Origin of the sequence: Microbacterium sp. BK668, assembly GCF_004362195.1 — a bacterium.
Lineage (GTDB): Bacteria > Actinomycetota > Actinomycetes > Actinomycetales > Microbacteriaceae > Microbacterium.
The window spans coordinates 2,563,321-2,579,981 of sequence record NZ_SNWG01000001.1 but is presented as its reverse complement, the minus strand read 5'-3'; the positions used below and the strand labels follow the sequence as shown (position 1 = coordinate 2,579,981).

The window sequence follows — 16,661 nt, the reverse complement described above, 5'->3', positions numbered from 1 at the left end:
GGCCCAGGTCAGCCTTCCGGGGCGATGTCCAGCCTCAGGAGCACGTCGTCGCCGGCGCGGGGGGAGCCCCGGCCGTCGGTGTTGCTCGTCAGGAGCCGGAGCGAACCGTCCGGCGCGGCCACGACGTCCCGCAGGCGCCCCTGCTCCCCCTCGAGCAGTGCGACAGGCTCACGCGCGAGTGCCTCGCCGGAGGTGTCGAGGATCCAGAGCCGCTCGCCGCGGAGTCCCGCCATGAAGACCGTGCCGCCGACGGCCGCGATTCCGCTCGGACTCGCATCCGACGTCGCCCACGTGACCACGGGATCGATGTACCGCTCGTCGTCGCCCGTGCCCTCGACGACCGGCCAGCCGTAGTTGCCGCCGGGCTGGATGCGGTTGAGCTCGTCGTACCTGTTCTGTCCGAACTCGCTGGCCCACATCGTGCCGTCGCTCGTCCATGCGATGCCCTGGACGTTGCGGTGACCGAGGCTGTAGACGGCGTTGCCGAAGGGGTTCCCGGGCGCCGGCCGTCCCTCGGGCGTGACGCGAAGGATCTTTCCGTTCAGCGCATCGGGATCCTGCGATGCGTCGCGGTCCTGCGCGTCTCCCGTCGTGACGTACAACATGCCGTCGGGCCCGAAGGCGAGGCGCCCGCCGTTGTGGGTCGAGTTGCGGGCGATGCCCTCGAGGACGACCTCGGGATCGCCGACCTCGAGCGATCCGGTCGCGCCGCGCAGCGGCATCCGCACCACCCGGTTGTCGTCGGCTGCGCCGTGGTATGCATACAGCCAGCGCTCGTCGCCCTCGCTCCACAGGGCGAGGCCGTGCAGTCCGGATTCGCCTCCGGAGACGACGCCCGGGACCACTCCGACGGTCCGGAGATCTCCTGCCGCGGATGCCTCGAGGATGGCGCCGTCATCGCGCTGACTGACGAGGGCGCCGCCACTGTCCAGCGGGACGACCGACCACGGCGCCTCGAGACCCGAGGCGAGCGTCTCCGGTGCTCTGACGGGCCGCCAGAAGCCGTCGGCTTCGACCGGCGTGCTGGACGGCGCCAGGGGTGTGGCCGGTGGCGGCGGGATCGAGTCGCTCGGTTGCGCCGCGGTGCATCCGGCGATGGTGACCAGCGCGAAGAGGGCGACGGATGCCGCGACCGCCCGCACCGCCGCGCTCACGCGTCCGCTGCCGCCGCCTCGACGGCGCCGATGTCGATCTTCTTCATCGCCAGCATCGCCTGGACCGCGCGGTGCGAGCGGTCGGGATCCGGGTCGCGGATCAGCTCGAGGAGACGATCCGGGATGATCTGCCACGACAGGCCCCACCGGTCCTTCAGCCAGCCGCACGGCTGCTCCTCGCCGCCCTCGATGAGCGCGTCCCAGTAACGGTCGACCTCGGTCTGGTCGGCGCACGAGACGTAGAGCGAGATCGCCTCGGTGAAGGGGAACTGGGGTCCGGCATCCATCGCGAGATAGTCCCTCCCCCGCAGGCGGAAGTGGGCGTGCATGACCTTGCCGCTCATCCCGGGGACGCCTTCGGGATAGTGCGTGAGCGAGACGATCTCCGAGTCAGGCACGAGTGCGGTGTAGAACCCGATCGCCTCCTCGGCGCCGGCGTCGAACCAGAGGAAGGGCGTCACATCGGTCATGGCCTCAGACTCGCCCACGGCGCCGAGTCGAGACAAGCCCTTGCGCCGACCGCGAGGCGAGGCGCAGCGCGTCTGGACGACGTCGTTGCGGGACCACATCCCCGGCTCACGCGTGCCGTGCCTGGTGCTCCTCGCCGTCGGCATCGTCGCCCGCGCCCGCGTCCGGTCGACACTCCATCAGACCCGGGCCGCAACAAGGGCAGTCGAGGCGCAGGCCGCCGCTGTGTGGGGTGCGTGTCTCCGGTGCGGGCCTCGCGGGCTGAGCGTGTCTAGTCATCACGGCGGATGCGGTCTTCTGGGATGCGTTCGATTCGGTTCCAGCCGCGCCACCCGCGTTGCTCCAGGATCGTCAGCAGCTGTCGGGCCACCGGTGCCGATTCGGTCATGGCCGCGTCGAGCAGGGTCGTGACGGGGTCCGCCTGGTGTGTGCTGCTGATCTCCAGCTCGCCGCGTTGGAGGGCGCGGATGCGGAGGTGCTCGACGAGGTCGGCGAGTTCGACAACTCGGGGATCGTGGGGCGCCCATCCCGGCGCGGAGCTGAGGAGCCGGTAGAGCCGCGTCATATCGGGGTCTTCGTCGAGGTGGCGGTTCTTCTCGGCGATAACGGGGCCGATGCTGCCCGGATCCTGCGCGGCGAGCATGACCCAGGCGTCTCGCTCGAGCTCTATGTAGGCCTCGCCGACGCCGAGTCGGCGCAGCCGGTCAAGGTAGTCCGGGACGGTCTGGGGAAGGGTCAGGTGGTCGCCCGCGGCGAGCTTGGCGATCAGCTCGCGGTTGCGCTGGAGGCGACGAATGTCGGCGCGAAGGCCCTCATCGATCTCCTGAACGGCTTGGGCGAACTCGTCGGGGCCGGCGAGGAGGAGTTGCTGCACACGGGCGAGAGGGACTCCGGCCTCGGCAAGGACGCGGATCCGGATCAGCCGCACCACCGCGGCGGTGTCGTAGCTGCGGTAGCCGGAGTGGTCGCGTTCGGGCTCGGGAAGCAGGCCGATCTGGTGGTAGTGGCGGACTGTCCGCACCGTCACCCCGGCGTAAGAGGCCAGCTGACCAATGGTGAGCATCGGGTCCAGACTGCCTCAACCGGCAACGCTGCGGACCGCCTCGGCGATCGTGCGGAAGTCCTTGCGGAGGATCGCGCCGTGATTGCTGGCGACCTTGGCGTGAATCGTGATGTGCGGGTTGCGTTCAGTCACCGCGGGCACGCTGGCACGAATCCTTTCCTGACCATCCCCCTTGCTGCCGAACGACGTGCCGGACGCCAGGACATACCGAGTCGGGACGACGATCCTGTCCATCAGCGGACCGAGCTGGCGTTCCCGCGCGAGCATGCCGACCTCGATGTTGGATTCGGCCATCTCCCGTGCCGTCATCCGCGGTGTCAGACCCGTCACGCGCAGTGGAACGGTCAGCCATCGCAGGCGGCGGAAGGCAGTGCGGATCCCTTCCGCCATGTCATCGGTGAGCCAGTCGTGCGGCTGCGCCCCGTCGATCAGCACCGCACCGATCGTCCGGTCCGGGTTGCGGCTCGCCCAGTGAGCGGCGACGAACGCGCCATACGACCATCCGACCACCACCGCGCGGTCGACGCCCCGCGCGTCCAGCACGGCGGCGACATCGCGGACCGCGGCCTCGAACGAGTAATCCGACGACCGTCCCGACCTGCGCCCTCGAGCCCGCTCGTCGTAGGTGATGTGCCGCCAGTCCGACCCGAGCTCGGCGATAACCCGCCGCCAGTAGCCCTGCGTCGCGAACTGGCCGTTGAGATAGACCACCGGCATCCCGGCGCCACCCCGATCGGTGACAGCCAGAGCCGTATCGTCGACCGGCACCATGCCGGTCCACGTCACGCTCAGGGTAGTGCTGGCCATGTTGACTCCGTCCCGCGGTGGATCACGCGATCCAGAGTGAAGGATTGACGTTGCGTCAGGGTCAAGCGGGTGGCTGGCCGCCCAGGAGGGACCCTCGCCAGCACCGTCCGGTACCAGCCCTTCGTCGGGCGAGACTCTGATGCCACCCCATGCGCGATGGTCGGTCCCTGGGCGCACGCGTTCAGGGCTCTTCGGCGTTCCCCACAGCTTCGATCCAGTCCACGGCCTCGTCGGACAGGAAGAAGCCGTCAGGTCCTTCTTCGCCGATCCACCAAGCGTTCGACGTGACGATGCCGCCGGCTGCGACAACCTTGCCAAGCACGTCTGACGGCAATGGCTCGCCGTTGTGCGCGATCAGCCAGTCCTTCGTCGTCGCGTCCAAAAGCGGCCACCATTCGATGCTCTCCACTGACGTAGAGTCTCATGCCGATGCTGGCGGCATAAGAGGATGGCGATCGCGCGTTCCCGACCCTCGCCGCGGGCCGCCAGCGATCTCGGCCCCCGCGGGGCGTTCGTCTGCCTGACGACCTCAGTTCTAGGCACGCTGCGCCCAGGTGGATCCTGCGCGGTCGCTCGGCGGGCCGCTCTCGGATCGGGGGTGAACGCATCCACCTCGAGGGCGACCGTGTCGTCTGCGCAACGCGGGGTGTCGTTGTTGTTCATCGCAAACGCGTTGGTGTTCGCAACGATCGTGACGCGATACCCGGAGTTCAAGGACCGGTTCGACCCCACAGTACTGACGTTCGGCTTCATGATCGCGTGCGGCCCGATCGGGTCGTTGATGGGAAGCGTGGCAGCGGGACGCTTGGTGAATCGTCTGGGCGCGGTGCGGGAAAAGGAGCGCCTGCAGAAGGAGCGCACTCACTATCTCAACGCGCTTTCCACGCTCGAAGCCAACGGAGACGTCGACGGCGCAGCTCGGCTTCGCGCAAAGCTCGACGATGTCGACCACGCAATCGAGAACGTCGACTACCGCGCCGCGAACATCCGCGCAGGGTACGTGTATGTCATCAGCAACATCGGCGCTTTCGGTCCGGATGTTGTGAAGATCGGACTCACCCGCCGACTGGACCCGATGGATCGGGTGATCGAGCCAGGCGACGCGTCGGTGCCATTCCGGTTCGACGTCCACGCGCTGTTCTTCGCGGATGCCGCCGTCGCAATCGAGGGGATGCTGCATCAGCACTTCGCGGACCGACGCCTGAACAAGGTCAATCTTCGGCGAGAGTACTTCCGCGCGACACCCGAGCAGGTCCTTGAAGCCCTTCGGGAACACAACGTCGAAGTGCTCGAATACGCCGTGGAACCTGCGGCCGTCGAGTACCGGAGCTCGCTCACTGCCGCGACCTAAACCCGCATCCTGAAGCGGGCGTTGCCGGCCCCTCGTGCGTCCGCGGGTATACGGATATTCGCGGCAGCGGGACAGATCGTCGGCGCATCTCAAGCGCGCTGGGAACGTGGCCACGGATGTGGACCGGACGAATGCGCGCCGATGGTGCCGCTTCCGTTCCTTGCGCGCTTGAGGATCCTCTTGACCACTGCCGGGTCTAGTTGACGCTCTCGGCCTCACTCTCCCGCAGGGCAATCGGCCACCTCGCCTGCAAGGCCCGCTCGGTCACGGCACGCGGTGCGGTAGGTGTGCTGCACACATGGGAACCTCCACCGCGGATGAAGCATGCGGGACGGCGCCGAGCGGACGCCCTTGGGTCGTAGTCAGCCGCGAAGGATCCTCTGCGGCATGCTGCGCCCGTGGCTCGTGATGGCGTAGTAAGCGGGAAGCAGCAGGAACACGACTGAGGCGACCAGGGGGTGGATGAGTACTCCCGCTACGCCCGCTGCCAGGTAAAGCGCGACCCCGATGAGCGCGCGGGGACGCTCGTGCACGAAGTAGGTGTCCTCGACTTCGTCCTTCGTGAGCTCCGGGTGCCTTGCCAGGTACGAGAAGAAGACCAGCCACGACAGGCACAGCAGTGCGCCGATGAGTGCGTACAGTCCAGCGGCGACCTTTTCGTCTTGGAGGTTGCCGGTTCGCGCAGTTTCGGCGATCACCGCGGTCGGCCAGGGCACCAGTGCGAGAGTCGCCAGGATGCCGAGGTTCGCCCATTGGAGACCGACGTCCATCTCACCGATGCGGGTGAAGGCGGCCTTGTGGTTCATCCAGATCACTGCGAGGTAGAGGTAGGAGGCGGCGTAGGCGAGGTAGGTGGGCCACTCATCCAGCAGACCGGCCAGCAAGTCGCCTTCTTCGGTGTCGGGGGGCCGCAGGTCGAGAACGAGGAGGGTGATGACGATCGCGATGATGGCGTCGCTGAAGGCGATCGCGCGGTCCGGCCGGGATCGGTGGGAACCGCTTCGCCGGCCTGAGCGACGCTGTTCGTCGTCGTTCGTCACTCCTCATTCCTTCCTGCTGAGCGTCGGCTGGTCTGCTGATGAGTTGCGGGCGTTTACGAGCCGTCGGAAGAGAACTCCGGGTGCAGCACCACCTTGGTCCAGCCGTCATCCCGGTTGTCGAAGTGCTCGTAGGCGCGGGGAGCATCTTCGAGACCGAGTTCGTGGCTGACGATCTGTGACGGCGTCGCCTTCTCTCCGGCGATCAGGTCGCGCAGCTGCCTGTTGTAGCGCTTGACGGGACATTGGCCGCTGCCGAGCTTCTGGCCACGGAACCAGAACTCACCGAAATCGAACACCGCCTTCCCTTGCTTCGCCAACGGGTCGGCAGCGCCCGGGTCCTGCGGGATGAAGACCCCGACCACGCCGATCTCGCCGGTGAAGCGAACCGACTGAACGAGTCGGTTCAGGGTGAGGTTGATGTCCTCGTTGCCATCGGGGTCGTGCGCCTGATACCCGACGCACTCGCAGCCGTTGTCGGCACCGAGCCCCATCGTCATGTCGTTGACGGCTTCGACGGGATCGACCGCCGAGTCGTCGATCGGGATGGCGCCGATCTCCTCGATCTTGCGCAGGCGATCGGGGTGACGGTCGACGACCATGACCTTCCCGGCCCCCTTCAGGATCGCGGAGTACGCGGCCATCCATCCGACGGGCCCGGCACCGTAGATGACGGTCTGATCCCCGGGCTTGACGTGCGCGAGCTCGGTGGCGTGGTAGCCCGTCGGGAAGATGTCGGCGAGCATCACGTAGTCGGTCTGCTTCTCTTCGGCGTCTTCTCCGAGTCGGAGGCAGTTGAAGTCGCCCCACGGCACGCGAAGCAGTTCTGCTTGACCGCCTGCCCACGGCCCCATGTCTGCGAACCCGTAGGCTGCGCCGGCCCACTCGGGGTTCGGTTGGGCGGTGAGGCAGTAATTGGTCAGGCCGCGCTCGCAGTTCTTGCAGTGCCCGCACGCGACGTTGAACGGGAGGACGACGTAGTCGCCGACCTGGATTTTGTCGACGCCGTCTCCGACCTCGATGACCTCGCCCATGTTCTCCTGACCGAACCATCGGCCAGTCTCGAAATCGGTTCTTCCTTCGTACATGTGCAGGTCGGAGCCGCAGATGTTCGTGGTCGTGATGCGCACGAGCACATCGGTCGGTCGCTCGATGCGGGCGTCGGGTACGTCTTGGACGCTCACCGTGCGAGGACCTTCGTATACGACAGCTTTCATTTCCTTGCCTTCCAGCGAGGGTGATGAATGGGTGCGTCAGTTCGCGGCGATGGCTGACATGCGGCCCTCGGTTCTCTTCGCGGCAGTGAGCCGGCGAGACGAACGCACGCCCGGGCCGGGCGCGCTATGGCTGGAAGACTGCTCGCACGCAGCCGTCGGTCTTCTCCTTAAACATCTCGTAACCCTTCGGCCCCTCATCGAGCGGCATCACATGAGTGGCGAGATGCTCCGTGACCAGTTCGTCCCGAGACATCCGCTCCAGCAGCATCGGGATGTAGCGGTGACCGTGCTGCTGTGCGGAGCGCAGCGTCAGACCTTTGTTCATCAGCGGACCGAGCGGGAACTTGTCGACGAACCCGCCGAAGACACCGAGCACGAAGACACTTCCACCCTTGCGTGCGGCGAAGATCGCCTCCCGCACTGCCGTGGGCCGGTCTGTCTGAAGCCTCAGCTGCTGCTTGATCTGGTCGTATGCGAAGTCGATGCGATCGGAGTGAGCCTCCATCCCGACCGCCTCGATGCACACATCCGGTCCGCGCCCGCCGGTGAGTTCGCGCAACTCGGCGAGCACTTCGCTCGTCTCGTAGTTCATCGTCTCGGCGCCGATCACCTCTGAGACTTGCGCGAGGCGCTCCTGGTAGCGGTCGATGACGATGACGCGTTCGGCGCCGAGCAGCAGGGATGCTCTGGCAGCCATCTGCCCTACTCCGCCCGCGCCCCACACAGCCACGGTGTCACCCGGCTTGACTCCGCCCAGGTCGGCTCCCATCCACCCGGTGGGCGCGGCATCCGAAGCGAACAGCGCACGTTCGTTGCTGACCCCGTCGGGCACTGGGAAGGCGCCCTGGTCGGCGTACGGGACTCGGATGTACTCGGCATGACTGCCCGCCCATCCGCCGAGTGCGTGCGAGTAGCCGTAGCACCCGCCGGGTGCCTGGCCCCACAGCATCTCGGGGATGCCGGCGTTGGGGTTGCCGTTGTCGCAGAGCGAGTACAGGTCGTTCTTGCAGAACCAGCACCTGCCGCAACTGATGAAGGAGCACACCACCACCCGATCGCCGACCTTGTGCTTGGTCACGGCAGATCCTGTCTCGACGACTTCGCCGAGGAACTCGTGGCCGAGGACATCTCCGGCGCGCATCGTGGGGACGTAGCCGCCGAGCAGATGCAGGTCGGAGCCGCAAGAAGTGGTGAGGGCGACCCGGACGATGATGTCCTGGTCGTTGAGGATTGCGGGGTCGTCGACGTTTTCCACCGCGAGCTTGTTCACCCCGGTCCAGCAGAGGGCTTTCACAGCACACCCTCGCCCTTCGCATCGTCTTCGGCCTTGTCGACGACACCGCCGAGCAACGTTGCCGGTCGCTTGCCATGCGGACGCGGCTTTGCGCGGAGCACCTCTCCCGTCTCGAACAGCTGCTTGGCGTCGCGCAACGCGGCCCGCAGCGCCTGCTCGGGATCGTCGTCCCCGACGGCGTCTCCTGCTTCCGCGTCCTCGCGCAGACGCGCGTGCACTTCGAATCCCTTGTCGCCCGGTGCCGGGTTGACGCGGACCTCGATCAGTTCCGCGAGGCGCTGCAACGGGGCGGGATAGCCGCCCTGGTCGAAGGCTGCGGCATCCCCGAGAATGGTCACCGACTTCCATCCCTCGGGATGCCGACTGTCGCCCTGCGAATCGGTCTTCGCTCGCACCAGCGACCTCGCGACGAGTCCTGCGGCCACGCCTACTGCGCCCGCGGCCACGGCGGTCTTCACACCCATCTCTTCTCCCTTATGAAGCGTCCAGCCCTCCCGCGCGGCCATACTGCGCGGCGAGGGTGGAACGGCTCAGGGGCTTCCCAGATGCGGTCGAGAAGAGGACAATCGCGCGCGATCCCGGCGTAACAGTGTGATGCCCGCAAGGGGATCGATCAGAGCGACAGGTAGGGTCTCCGCTTTGCGAGGTCGGTCGTGAGCCAGCGGAAGACCTCTAGCGACGACGTCGGCGACGCGGCGTTGGCGCCGAGGTAGCCGCGGCTCGCGAACTTCGGCGCGTGACGGCGTGGCTCCGTGTACACGTCGAGAGGAAGCATCCCGCCCCGGAACCTCGCGCGAGAGACCTCGGCGACCCGCGCACGCAGCTCTACTTCATGATCCGCGAAGTACTCGTCGGCGACCGCGAGGATCTCCCGGACGACGCGACGGCTATCAGAACGCTCCTGCAGGGCATGCACCAGTTCGGGAGGAGTCGGTTCATCCTGCTCTCGGATTCGGGCGACATCGTGACCGCTGCGCTTCTTCGCGAAGAAGGCGTCCGCTGTGGCGTCGTTGTGGCGTCGCTCCGGAGCGTGCACCCGGTGCAGCTGCCGCTCAGGGAGCCCAGCGCGTGCGCGGCGACGCGGGAGGCGCTTCGCCTCATTCTCGCGTTCACGGTACGTCGCACGCTGAGCTTCAGTGGGTGACCACGCCGAGTCGCGGCCGGCGGCCCTGGCACGGTCGACGGCGCGGCGGCGGGCCTCGTTCGCCTTCTCGGGGTCTGCAGCCTCGCGGGCGCGGCGGCGTTCGGTGATTGCGTCGCGGTTCCGGTAGTAGTAGTCCCGCTGAGCCTGCTTGTACGCGTCGGGGTGCTTCTGCTTGTGACGCTCCCGCGCCTGCTGACGCTCCTCCGGGTGCTCCTTCGCCCACGCTTTGGCGCGATCGATTCCCTTCTGGCGCTGCGCCTTCTCCTCCCGCGCACGCTGAGTCCGCTGGCGTTCACGGTCGCGGTTCTTGCGACGGATGTCCTCGCGATTCCGCTCCCGGTACTCGGCGTAGTAGTTCGGGTGCGCGTCGTTCCACGCCTTCCGCTGTGCGGCCAGGCGTGCTGCGCGCTCGTCGTCGCTCGGGTGGGCGTCACTCATGGTGGTCCACGGCGAGCACGTCGTCGAGCTCGACGAGCGCGGTGAACAGCTCTTCGCGCGTCGCGGTGGGGTCGGTGATCGCGCGCTCGAAGAGAGCACTCATTCGGTTCCGTTCGGCGTCGGACACGTCGCCAAGCCGCACCAGACACCACTCGATGCCGTCGGCGAGGTCGTAGCTCGGATCATCCGCCTCGATACCGGGGTAGTACAGGAAGGCGAGCACAGCCACGTGCTCCAGGACGGCGTCAAGCCCGCTCACGATCGCTCATGGCAGGAAGGTGCGCGCTCCGTGCCCAATAGCGGCTCGTCGGTGTCCGGGGTCCGCTCTATGCTCATGCGTGTTCGGCCGGAGGAGGAAGCCCAGTGGTCGAACCGAGGCGATGGCACCCCCTGCTCGCAGCACAGGAAGGTCCAACCGGAACGTGAAGCTTGCTCGACGGGTACGACCGCGTGTACGGCAGCATCGAGATCCGCCGCGTGACTGCCACCGACGTCCGGTCCCGTGCGAGGTCTCAGGGCGAGGTCATCGGCTGGTCCACGACGTTGTGCCTCGCGTGCGAGCGGGTGCACGCAGAGTTCCTCCGCAGGCACGGTCCGAACGGTCCACGACCCTTGCTCCGCAGGTCGTAGATCGTCTGAACGGAAACCTTCAACTCGGCGGCAAGCTCCGCCAGCGACACGTAGTTTCCGTGCCCTGCATCTGAGGTGCTCGCGTTGTCCATACAGCGAAGGTGCACGGGCGTTGCCGCGTACCTTCCAGATACTTCGAGAACGCTCGAAAGCGCCCGGCGGCGACGTGGCGAAGTGTCCAGTAAACGACTACCAAACATTCGAACTCCCTAATCAGGGAGTGAAGTTTCGGTGCTTTACCGGGAGTTTTGGTGGACCTGAGGGTGCCTGGGGTCACGACATAGGTCTCAGGTGATAGGTCTCTGGTGAGTCGGGTCATAGGTCACAGTCGGCGGGGTGTCGAAGCATCGCGTCGTCGTGTTGAAGATCGTGTCTGGGCAGCTCACCGTGACCGAGGCGGCCCTCGAGTACGGGATCTCGCGGCGACATCTGCATCGTCTGCTCGCTCGCTACCGGGAGGATGGCCTGGACGGCCTCGAGCCGCGCTCCCGTGCGCCGCTGTCGTCGCCGCAGGCGGTCACCGATCGGGTGCGGGAACGGATCGTGCGGCTGCGGGTGGCGTTGACCGCGGCGGGGTTGGATGCCGGTCCGGTCACGATCGCCTGGCACCTGCAGCAGCAGGGACTTAACCCGCCGTCGATCTCGACGATCCGGCGGATCCTGCATCAGGCGGGCCTGATCGTCCCCGAGCCGCGGAAACGACCCCGCTCCTCCTACATCCGGTTCGAAGCGGCGCAGCCGAACGAGACCTGGCAGTCCGACTTCACGCATTGGCGCTTGGCTGACGGGTCGGACGTAGAGATCCTGAACTGGCTCGACGACCACTCCCGCAAGTTGCTGTCCTGCACCGCCCACCAGCCCGTCACCGGCGACGACGTGGTGACCACGTTCCTGGCCTGCATCGACCAGTTCGGGCCGCCCGCGTCAACACTGACCGATAACGGCCGCGTCTACACCGCCCGCCACTCGCGCGCACGTAATGCGTTCGAGTACGTCCTGGCAGCGCTGAACATCGTGCAGAAGAACGGCGCCCCGAACCATCCGCAAACCCAAGGGAAGATCGAGAGGTTCCACCAAACCCTGAAACGCTGGCTCAGCGCACGCCCTCACGCGCGCACCATCCCCGAGCTGCAACACCAGCTGGACACCTTCCGCGACCACTACAACACGCATCGCCCGCACCGCGCCCTGGAGGGCCGCACGCCGGACCAGACCTACTCCGCCACGCCGCGCAGCGCCCCCACCGGATCCCGGCGCGACGCCGGCCACTACCGCCTCCGCTACGACCACGTCGGCAACGACGGGAAGATCAGCTTCCGCCGAGCCGGGCGCATTCACCACCTCGGAATCGGCTACCGACACCGCGGCAAACGCGTCCTCGCCCTCGCCGACGACACCACCGTCACCGTCGTCCACCTCGACACCGGCGAGATCCTCAGCGAGCACACCATCAACCCCGACCGAAGCTACTGGCGCAACACACAACAAGAGCCCGGCCGATGGCCGGGCTCCTGAAAAGAGACATATCACGCGACTCAGGAGAGACCTATGTCGCGACTCATCACATGGTGGACCTGAGGGGACTCGAACCCCTGACCCCCTGCATGCCATGCAGGTGCGCTACCAGCTGCGCCACAGGCCCGGATGCGACCCCGGCGCGGCCGGGGCAACCCATTCAGCTTACAACATCGAAGCGGATGCCTTGAACCATGCGCCCTGTCGGCGGCTCGGCCTAATCTCGACGCGAGGGAAAGGGGCCCCATGCCCACACTCGGGAACATCACCTTCTACGCGGACGATCCGCGTCGGCTGGCCCACTTCTGGGCTGCCGTCTTCGGCTATCCGCGGCAGGAGTGGGAGGACCCCGTGAAGTCGCAGCTGCTGGAGAGCGGCCTCAGCGAAGACGACTTGTCGCGGCGGGCTCTCGCTGAGGACCCCCAAGGAAAGGGGCCCCGCTTCTACTTCCACCACGCGGACGGGCCGAAGGAGGGCCGCAATCGTCTGCACATCGACGTCAATGTGGCCCGCGGTCCCGACGACCCGCCCAGCGATCACACTGTGCTCGACGCCGAGAAGGATCGGCTCGTCGCGCTCGGGGCGAGGGTCGTACGGCTGGTCGAGCAGGACTACGGCCCGTGGAGCGAGCGCTACTGGCAGATGCAGGACCCGGAGGGCAACGAGTTCTGCCTCCAGTGAGGTCAGCGGCGCGTCACTGCCCCGGCGTCACGTGCTCCGGCACGTCGATCGGCAGCACCGGGCAGTCCTTCCAAAGGCGCTCGAGGCCGTAGTACACGCGCTCCTGCTCGTGGAACACGTGAACGACGAGGTCTCCGAAGTCCAGGAGCACCCAACGGGCCTCCTGGCGGCCTTCACGGCGGAGGCGCCTGTAGCCCGCCTCGAGGAGCTTCTCCTCGATCTCGTCGGCGATCGCTGCGACGTTGCGCTCACTGCGGCCGGTCACGAGCAGGAAGATGTCCACGAGCGGAAGCGGCTCCGAGACATCCAGTCCGAGAAGATCCTCACCGCCCTTCGCGTCGGCCGCGGCTGCAGCGATCTGCAGCATCCGTCGTCCGTTGTCAGTCGCCGCCATCAGAACACTCCCGTCACGAAGGCGAGGATGAGAACGCCCACCAAGGCGAGGGCGAGAACGCCGGCCGTGATCGCGAGCGTCAGCATGAGGCGTCCGCCCTTCTCCGGTGCCGGCGGCTTGATGATCTCGCCGGGGGTCTTGGTCGTGCTGACCGCCGCACTCGCGGCGATCGGCGTCGGGGACGAATGGGCGGGAAGCTCCCCGTCCACGAGCACGGTATCGACCTCTTTCCCGTCGGCGGTTCCCGGGGCATGACCGGTCGACCCGAGACCCTCGGGGAGGTTCAGGGTGCCCGTGATGAGCACCTCACCGGTGGCCGTGACCGGCGCCACGATCGGACCGCCGTCGGGCGGCTGGGAGAGGATCAGCGCGTTCGGGGTCGCGACCGACCCGCTCGAAGAGCGCGCGATGAGGTCGTCGAACGACGGCGGCAGGGTCTCGCCGGCCGGGGTCTCCCCCGCCAGAAGCGCCGCGCCGAAGCCCGGATCGACCACGCGGGGCGCCTCATGCTCCTCCTCGCCCTTCGCGTCGGCGGATCCCGGCTCGACGGCGTCCCGAGCGGGCGCAGCCTCCGCCACGAGTTCCACCTCGCCGGCGTCGGCGGACGGTTCGCCGGCCGCCTCCGCGGGCTCGTCCTCGACCGGCTCCGCCTCGATCGCCTCAGCCTCGACGACCTCGTCGATCACGGGGGCGGACCCCGACTCGACGTCGTCGACAACCGGCGTGGGCCCCGACTCGGTCTCGTCGACCACCGGCGTGGGCCCCGACTCGGTCTCGTCGACCACCGGCGTGGGTCCCGACGCGACCTCTTCGATCACGGGTGTAGGCCCCGACTCGACTCCGAGGACCGCGAAGGGGTTCTCCTGGTCGTCGGGACCCGACGACAGGGACCGGTCGGCGAGCGAGGGGAACACGGGCGGCACCGGGTCGACCGCAGGTGTCGTCGCAGACTGCGTCGCGTAGGCGGCCGCGACATCAGGCGTGATGACCGGCACCGAGGCGGTGCGGATGCGCTCCTGCTGGCGGGCCTGGCGTCGCGTCAGGGGCGACACGCCCAGGTCGACCGACCGGTCGGGACCGGGCGGCTCGGGGAGAACGATCGGCTCGGCGGGGCGCGGCAGATGGGCCACCGGTGCCAGTGCGACCTCGACGGGAGGAGGTGGGACCGGCGCGGCATCCGTCTCTTCCGTCGTGACCGGCGGCTCGTCCGCGGTGGCGACTGTCAGGGCGCCGGTATCGATGACGGGGTTCGCTCCGGTGTTGCGGATCTCTCGCAACTGCTTGCGGGTCAGCGGTGGAGTGTCGGGGTGCTCGGGTGTGCTCATTCCTTGCTCCGGTAGAGATGATGCTTCGCAATGTATTGGACGACGCCGTCCGGAACGAGGTACCACACGGGGTGGCCTCGACGGACCCGGTCACGGCAGTCCGTCGACGAGATGGCAAGGGCAGGCACCTCGAGCTGGCTGACGTCGTCAGTGGGCAGCCCGTCCGTGGTCAGGACGTGCCCGGGACGAGAGACGGCGACGAAGTGGGCGAGCTCCCACAGTTCATCATGGTCCCTCCAGCTGAGAATCTGCGCTATCGCGTCGGCGCCCGTGATGAAGAAGAGCTCGGCGTCCGGGCGCTCCGCCTTGAGGTCGCGCAGGGTGTCGATCGTGTAGGTGAGACCGCCGCGCTCGATGTCGACCCGGCTGACGGTGAAGCGGGGATTGGATGCCGTGGCGATGACCGTCATGAGATAGCGGTGCTCGCTGAAGCTCACCTCGTGCTTCTGCCACGGCTGGCCCGTGGGGACGAACACGACTTCGTCGAGATCGAAATGCTGCGCGACTTCGCTGGCGGCAACGAGGTGACCGTGGTGGATGGGATCGAACGTCCCACCCATGACCCCGATCCTCGGGGCTCGTGCCACCGTCATGCGGTGCCCTAGTGGCCGTGACCCGTCTGCTGGACGTCGTTCGCGTGGGCTCGCGCGTACGCCTCGGCCTTGTGCGCATGGCGGTTGGCGACGTTGCGGTAGGACAGGGTCACGAAGGCCAGGGCGAGGAAGACCACGATCGCGATGATGCCGTAACCCACGGTCTCGAGGGCGACGTTGTGATGCTCGGCCTCTTCAGCGGCGAAGGCGATCAGCGTGGCGGCGGTCATTCGATCTCCGTTTCGGGTCGCGCCCCCGGTCGCGGGCGCTCGTCCAGTCTATGCCGTCAGTCGCGGACCTGCCCGGAGCCCCGCGCGAGCCACTTCGTGCTCGTCAGCTCGGACAGCCCCATGGGTCCCCGGGCGTGCAGCTTCTGCGTCGAGATCCCCACTTCGGCACCGAAGCCGAACTCTCCCCCGTCGGTGAAGCGCGTCGAGGTGTTGACCATGACGACCGCGGAGTCGACCTCGGTGAGGAAGCGCTCGGCGTTCGCTTCGTCCTCCGTGACGATCGACTCGGTGTGATGCGTCGAGTACGTGCGGATGTGACCGAGCGCGTCGTCGAGGTCGTCCACCACGCGCATCGCCACATCGAGCGACAGGTACTCGCTCTGCCAGTCCTGCTCGGTCGCGTCGACGACGCCGTCCGCGAGGCCGGCGACGACGGCGTCGCCGTGCACCGTGACGCCACGCGCCTGGAGGGCGTCCACCAGCGGAGGCACGAGCCGGTCCGCCGCGTCGCGATGCACGAGGACCGTCTCGACCGCGTTGCAGACGCTCGGCCGCTGCACCTTCGCGTTGACCACGATGTCGCGCGCCCAGTCCAGAGGCGCCGTGGCGTCCAGGACGATGTGCACGACACCGGCCCCCGTCTCGATCACGGGAACGGATGACTCGGTCACGACCGTCTCGATGAGCTGCGCGCTGCCGCGAGGCACCAGGACGTCGACGATCCCGCGGGCCTGCATCAGGGCGCGCGCGCCGTCACGCCCGAACTCATCCACCGTCTGGATCGCCTCGGGATCGATGCCGTGCTCGGCGAGGGCACCTCGCATGGCGCGGACGAGCGCCGCGTTGGTGAGCTCCGCCGCCGTGCCGCCGCGAAGGACCACGGCGTTGCCGGAGCGCAGCGCGAGCGCGGCGATGTCGACCGTGACGTTGGGGCGCGCCTCGTAGATCGATCCGACCACCCCGAAGGGGACCGAAACCTTCGTGAGCTTCACGCCGTTGGGCAGGACGCGCTCGTCGAGCACCCGGCCGACCGGATCGGGCAGCGCCGCGATGTCGCGGACGGCGGCCGCGAGCGACGCGACGCGCGGCTCGTCCAGCCGCAGGCGATCCTGCAGCGCCTCGGACAGGCCGGTCGTCCGACCGCGCTGCAGATCCTCGGCGTTGGCCGCGACGATGTCGGGCGTGGAGGCCTCGATGGCGTCGGCGATCGCGAGAAGTGCGGCGCGCTTGTCGTCGTCGGAGAGCAGCCCGATGCGGCGTGCCGCCTCTTTCGCGAGCAGCATGCGCTCGCGCGGCGTGGTCGCGGTCGTCGTCATCCCG

General features: G+C 67.7%; 19 protein-coding genes and 1 tRNA gene. 3 read left to right on the top strand and 17 right to left on the bottom strand.

The genetic code is table 11. The features are described 5' to 3' along the window. Positions 1-8 precede the first annotated feature (8 nt). From EV279_RS11550 to EV279_RS11530, 5 genes are all read right to left on the bottom strand, one after another. Complete coding sequence (locus EV279_RS11550; protein ID WP_208109521.1) at positions 9-1,154, bottom strand: PQQ-dependent sugar dehydrogenase; 1,146 nt, start codon at positions 1,152-1,154, stop codon at positions 9-11. Beyond that, positions 1,151-1,624, bottom strand: coding sequence for a VOC family protein (locus EV279_RS11545; RefSeq protein WP_133543614.1), 474 nt, complete (start codon positions 1,622-1,624; stop codon positions 1,151-1,153). The genes EV279_RS11550 and EV279_RS11545 overlap by 4 nt, the downstream gene beginning before the upstream one ends. A gap of 269 nt (positions 1,625-1,893) precedes the next feature. After that, positions 1,894-2,685: a MerR family transcriptional regulator gene (locus EV279_RS11540; protein WP_133543612.1), complete on the bottom strand. Its 792-nt coding sequence runs from the start codon at positions 2,683-2,685 to the stop codon at positions 1,894-1,896. A 15-nt stretch (positions 2,686-2,700) separates the two neighbouring features. Then, positions 2,701-3,471, bottom strand: coding sequence for an alpha/beta fold hydrolase (locus tag EV279_RS11535; protein ID WP_243728542.1), 771 nt, complete (start codon positions 3,469-3,471; stop codon positions 2,701-2,703). 202 nt (positions 3,472-3,673) lie between these two features. After that, the gene (locus EV279_RS11530) at positions 3,674-3,901 is read right to left on the bottom strand and encodes a hypothetical protein (protein WP_133543608.1); all 228 of its coding nucleotides are present in this window, start codon (positions 3,899-3,901) and stop codon (positions 3,674-3,676) included. Positions 3,902-4,090: 189 nt separating this feature from the next. On the opposite strand from EV279_RS11530, the gene EV279_RS11525 reads away from it, so the two are divergent. Next, positions 4,091-4,843 carry a GIY-YIG nuclease family protein gene (locus EV279_RS11525; RefSeq protein WP_347876858.1) on the top strand — a complete coding sequence of 251 codons (753 nt, stop codon included), beginning with the start codon at positions 4,091-4,093 and terminating at the stop codon, positions 4,841-4,843. A gap of 362 nt (positions 4,844-5,205) precedes the next feature. On the opposite strand, the gene EV279_RS11520 is transcribed toward EV279_RS11525, so the two are convergent. The 6 genes from EV279_RS11520 to EV279_RS11495 all read right to left on the bottom strand — a co-directional run bounded on the left by EV279_RS11520 (position 5,206) and on the right by EV279_RS11495 (position 10,232). Then, positions 5,206-5,883, bottom strand: a complete 678-nt coding sequence (locus EV279_RS11520; protein ID WP_243728541.1) for a TMEM175 family protein — start codon at positions 5,881-5,883, stop codon at positions 5,206-5,208. A gap of 53 nt (positions 5,884-5,936) precedes the next feature. Further along, positions 5,937-7,097 (bottom strand): glutathione-independent formaldehyde dehydrogenase, encoded by a 1,161-nt coding sequence (locus EV279_RS11515; RefSeq protein ID WP_133543606.1) that lies wholly within the window; start codon positions 7,095-7,097, stop codon positions 5,937-5,939. A gap of 124 nt (positions 7,098-7,221) precedes the next feature. Then, the gene (locus EV279_RS11510) at positions 7,222-8,391 is read right to left on the bottom strand and encodes a zinc-dependent alcohol dehydrogenase (protein WP_133543604.1); all 1,170 of its coding nucleotides are present in this window, start codon (positions 8,389-8,391) and stop codon (positions 7,222-7,224) included. Then, positions 8,388-8,855, bottom strand: coding sequence for a hypothetical protein (locus EV279_RS11505; protein WP_133543602.1), 468 nt, complete (start codon positions 8,853-8,855; stop codon positions 8,388-8,390). The genes EV279_RS11510 and EV279_RS11505 overlap by 4 nt, the downstream gene beginning before the upstream one ends. A gap of 149 nt (positions 8,856-9,004) precedes the next feature. Continuing rightward, entirely contained in the window at positions 9,005-9,973 is a 969-nt protein-coding gene (locus EV279_RS11500; protein ID WP_133543600.1) for a hypothetical protein, read from the bottom strand. Further along, positions 9,966-10,232 carry a hypothetical protein gene (locus EV279_RS11495; protein ID WP_133543598.1) on the bottom strand — a complete coding sequence of 89 codons (267 nt, stop codon included), beginning with the start codon at positions 10,230-10,232 and terminating at the stop codon, positions 9,966-9,968. The genes EV279_RS11500 and EV279_RS11495 overlap by 8 nt, the downstream gene beginning before the upstream one ends. 707 nt (positions 10,233-10,939) lie before the next feature. On the opposite strand from EV279_RS11495, the gene EV279_RS11490 reads away from it, so the two are divergent. Beyond that, positions 10,940-12,118 carry an IS481 family transposase gene (locus EV279_RS11490; protein WP_133543596.1) on the top strand — a complete coding sequence of 393 codons (1,179 nt, stop codon included), beginning with the start codon at positions 10,940-10,942 and terminating at the stop codon, positions 12,116-12,118. Between the two features lie 51 nt (positions 12,119-12,169). Here EV279_RS11490 and EV279_RS11485 read toward each other — a convergent pair. Then, positions 12,170-12,245 (bottom strand) — tRNA-Ala (locus tag EV279_RS11485). Positions 12,246-12,364: 119 nt separating this feature from the next. Between EV279_RS11485 and EV279_RS11480 the strand changes: the two genes are divergently transcribed. Then, positions 12,365-12,799 carry a VOC family protein gene (locus EV279_RS11480; RefSeq protein WP_133543594.1) on the top strand — a complete coding sequence of 145 codons (435 nt, stop codon included), beginning with the start codon at positions 12,365-12,367 and terminating at the stop codon, positions 12,797-12,799. A 13-nt stretch (positions 12,800-12,812) separates the two neighbouring features. On the opposite strand, the gene rsfS is transcribed toward EV279_RS11480, so the two are convergent. The 5 genes from rsfS to EV279_RS11455 are packed head-to-tail and all read right to left on the bottom strand — an operon-like array spanning position 12,813 to position 16,657. Further along, positions 12,813-13,193, bottom strand: a complete 381-nt coding sequence (rsfS, locus tag EV279_RS11475; protein WP_133543592.1) for a ribosome silencing factor — start codon at positions 13,191-13,193, stop codon at positions 12,813-12,815. Next, positions 13,193-14,518 (bottom strand): hypothetical protein, encoded by a 1,326-nt coding sequence (locus EV279_RS11470; protein ID WP_243728540.1) that lies wholly within the window; start codon positions 14,516-14,518, stop codon positions 13,193-13,195. The genes rsfS and EV279_RS11470 overlap by 1 nt, the downstream gene beginning before the upstream one ends. Next, positions 14,515-15,111, bottom strand: a complete 597-nt coding sequence (gene nadD / locus EV279_RS11465) for a nicotinate-nucleotide adenylyltransferase (RefSeq protein WP_133543590.1) — start codon at positions 15,109-15,111, stop codon at positions 14,515-14,517. The genes EV279_RS11470 and nadD overlap by 4 nt, the downstream gene beginning before the upstream one ends. Positions 15,112-15,119: 8 nt before the next feature. Further along, entirely contained in the window at positions 15,120-15,341 is a 222-nt protein-coding gene (locus EV279_RS11460; protein ID WP_133543588.1) for a hypothetical protein, read from the bottom strand. A 56-nt stretch (positions 15,342-15,397) separates the two neighbouring features. Then, positions 15,398-16,657, bottom strand: coding sequence for a glutamate-5-semialdehyde dehydrogenase (locus EV279_RS11455; RefSeq protein ID WP_133543586.1), 1,260 nt, complete (start codon positions 16,655-16,657; stop codon positions 15,398-15,400). Positions 16,658-16,661 lie beyond the last annotated feature (4 nt).

Bases quoted from the DNA above. Each gene is read 5' to 3' on its own strand.
- EV279_RS11545 (WP_133543614.1), bottom strand. From the start codon at position 1,624: ATGACCGATGTGACGCCCTTCCTCTGGTTCGACGCCGGCGCCGAGGAG.
- EV279_RS11540 (WP_133543612.1), bottom strand. From the start codon at position 2,685: ATGCTCACCATTGGTCAGCTGGCCTCTTACGCCGGGGTGACGGTGCGG.
- EV279_RS11515 (WP_133543606.1), bottom strand. From the start codon at position 7,097: ATGAAAGCTGTCGTATACGAAGGTCCTCGCACGGTGAGCGTCCAAGAC.
- EV279_RS11505 (WP_133543602.1), bottom strand. From the start codon at position 8,855: ATGGGTGTGAAGACCGCCGTGGCCGCGGGCGCAGTAGGCGTGGCCGCA.
- EV279_RS11500 (WP_133543600.1), bottom strand. From the start codon at position 9,973: ATGAGTGACGCCCACCCGAGCGACGACGAGCGCGCAGCACGCCTGGCC.
- EV279_RS11480 (WP_133543594.1), top strand. From the start codon at position 12,365: ATGCCCACACTCGGGAACATCACCTTCTACGCGGACGATCCGCGTCGG.
- rsfS (WP_133543592.1), bottom strand. From the start codon at position 13,193: ATGGCGGCGACTGACAACGGACGACGGATGCTGCAGATCGCTGCAGCC.
- EV279_RS11470 (WP_243728540.1), bottom strand. From the start codon at position 14,518: ATGAGCACACCCGAGCACCCCGACACTCCACCGCTGACCCGCAAGCAG.
- nadD (WP_133543590.1), bottom strand. From the start codon at position 15,111: ATGACGGTGGCACGAGCCCCGAGGATCGGGGTCATGGGTGGGACGTTC.
- EV279_RS11460 (WP_133543588.1), bottom strand. From the start codon at position 15,341: ATGACCGCCGCCACGCTGATCGCCTTCGCCGCTGAAGAGGCCGAGCAT.
- EV279_RS11455 (WP_133543586.1), bottom strand. From the start codon at position 16,657: ATGACGACGACCGCGACCACGCCGCGCGAGCGCATGCTGCTCGCGAAA.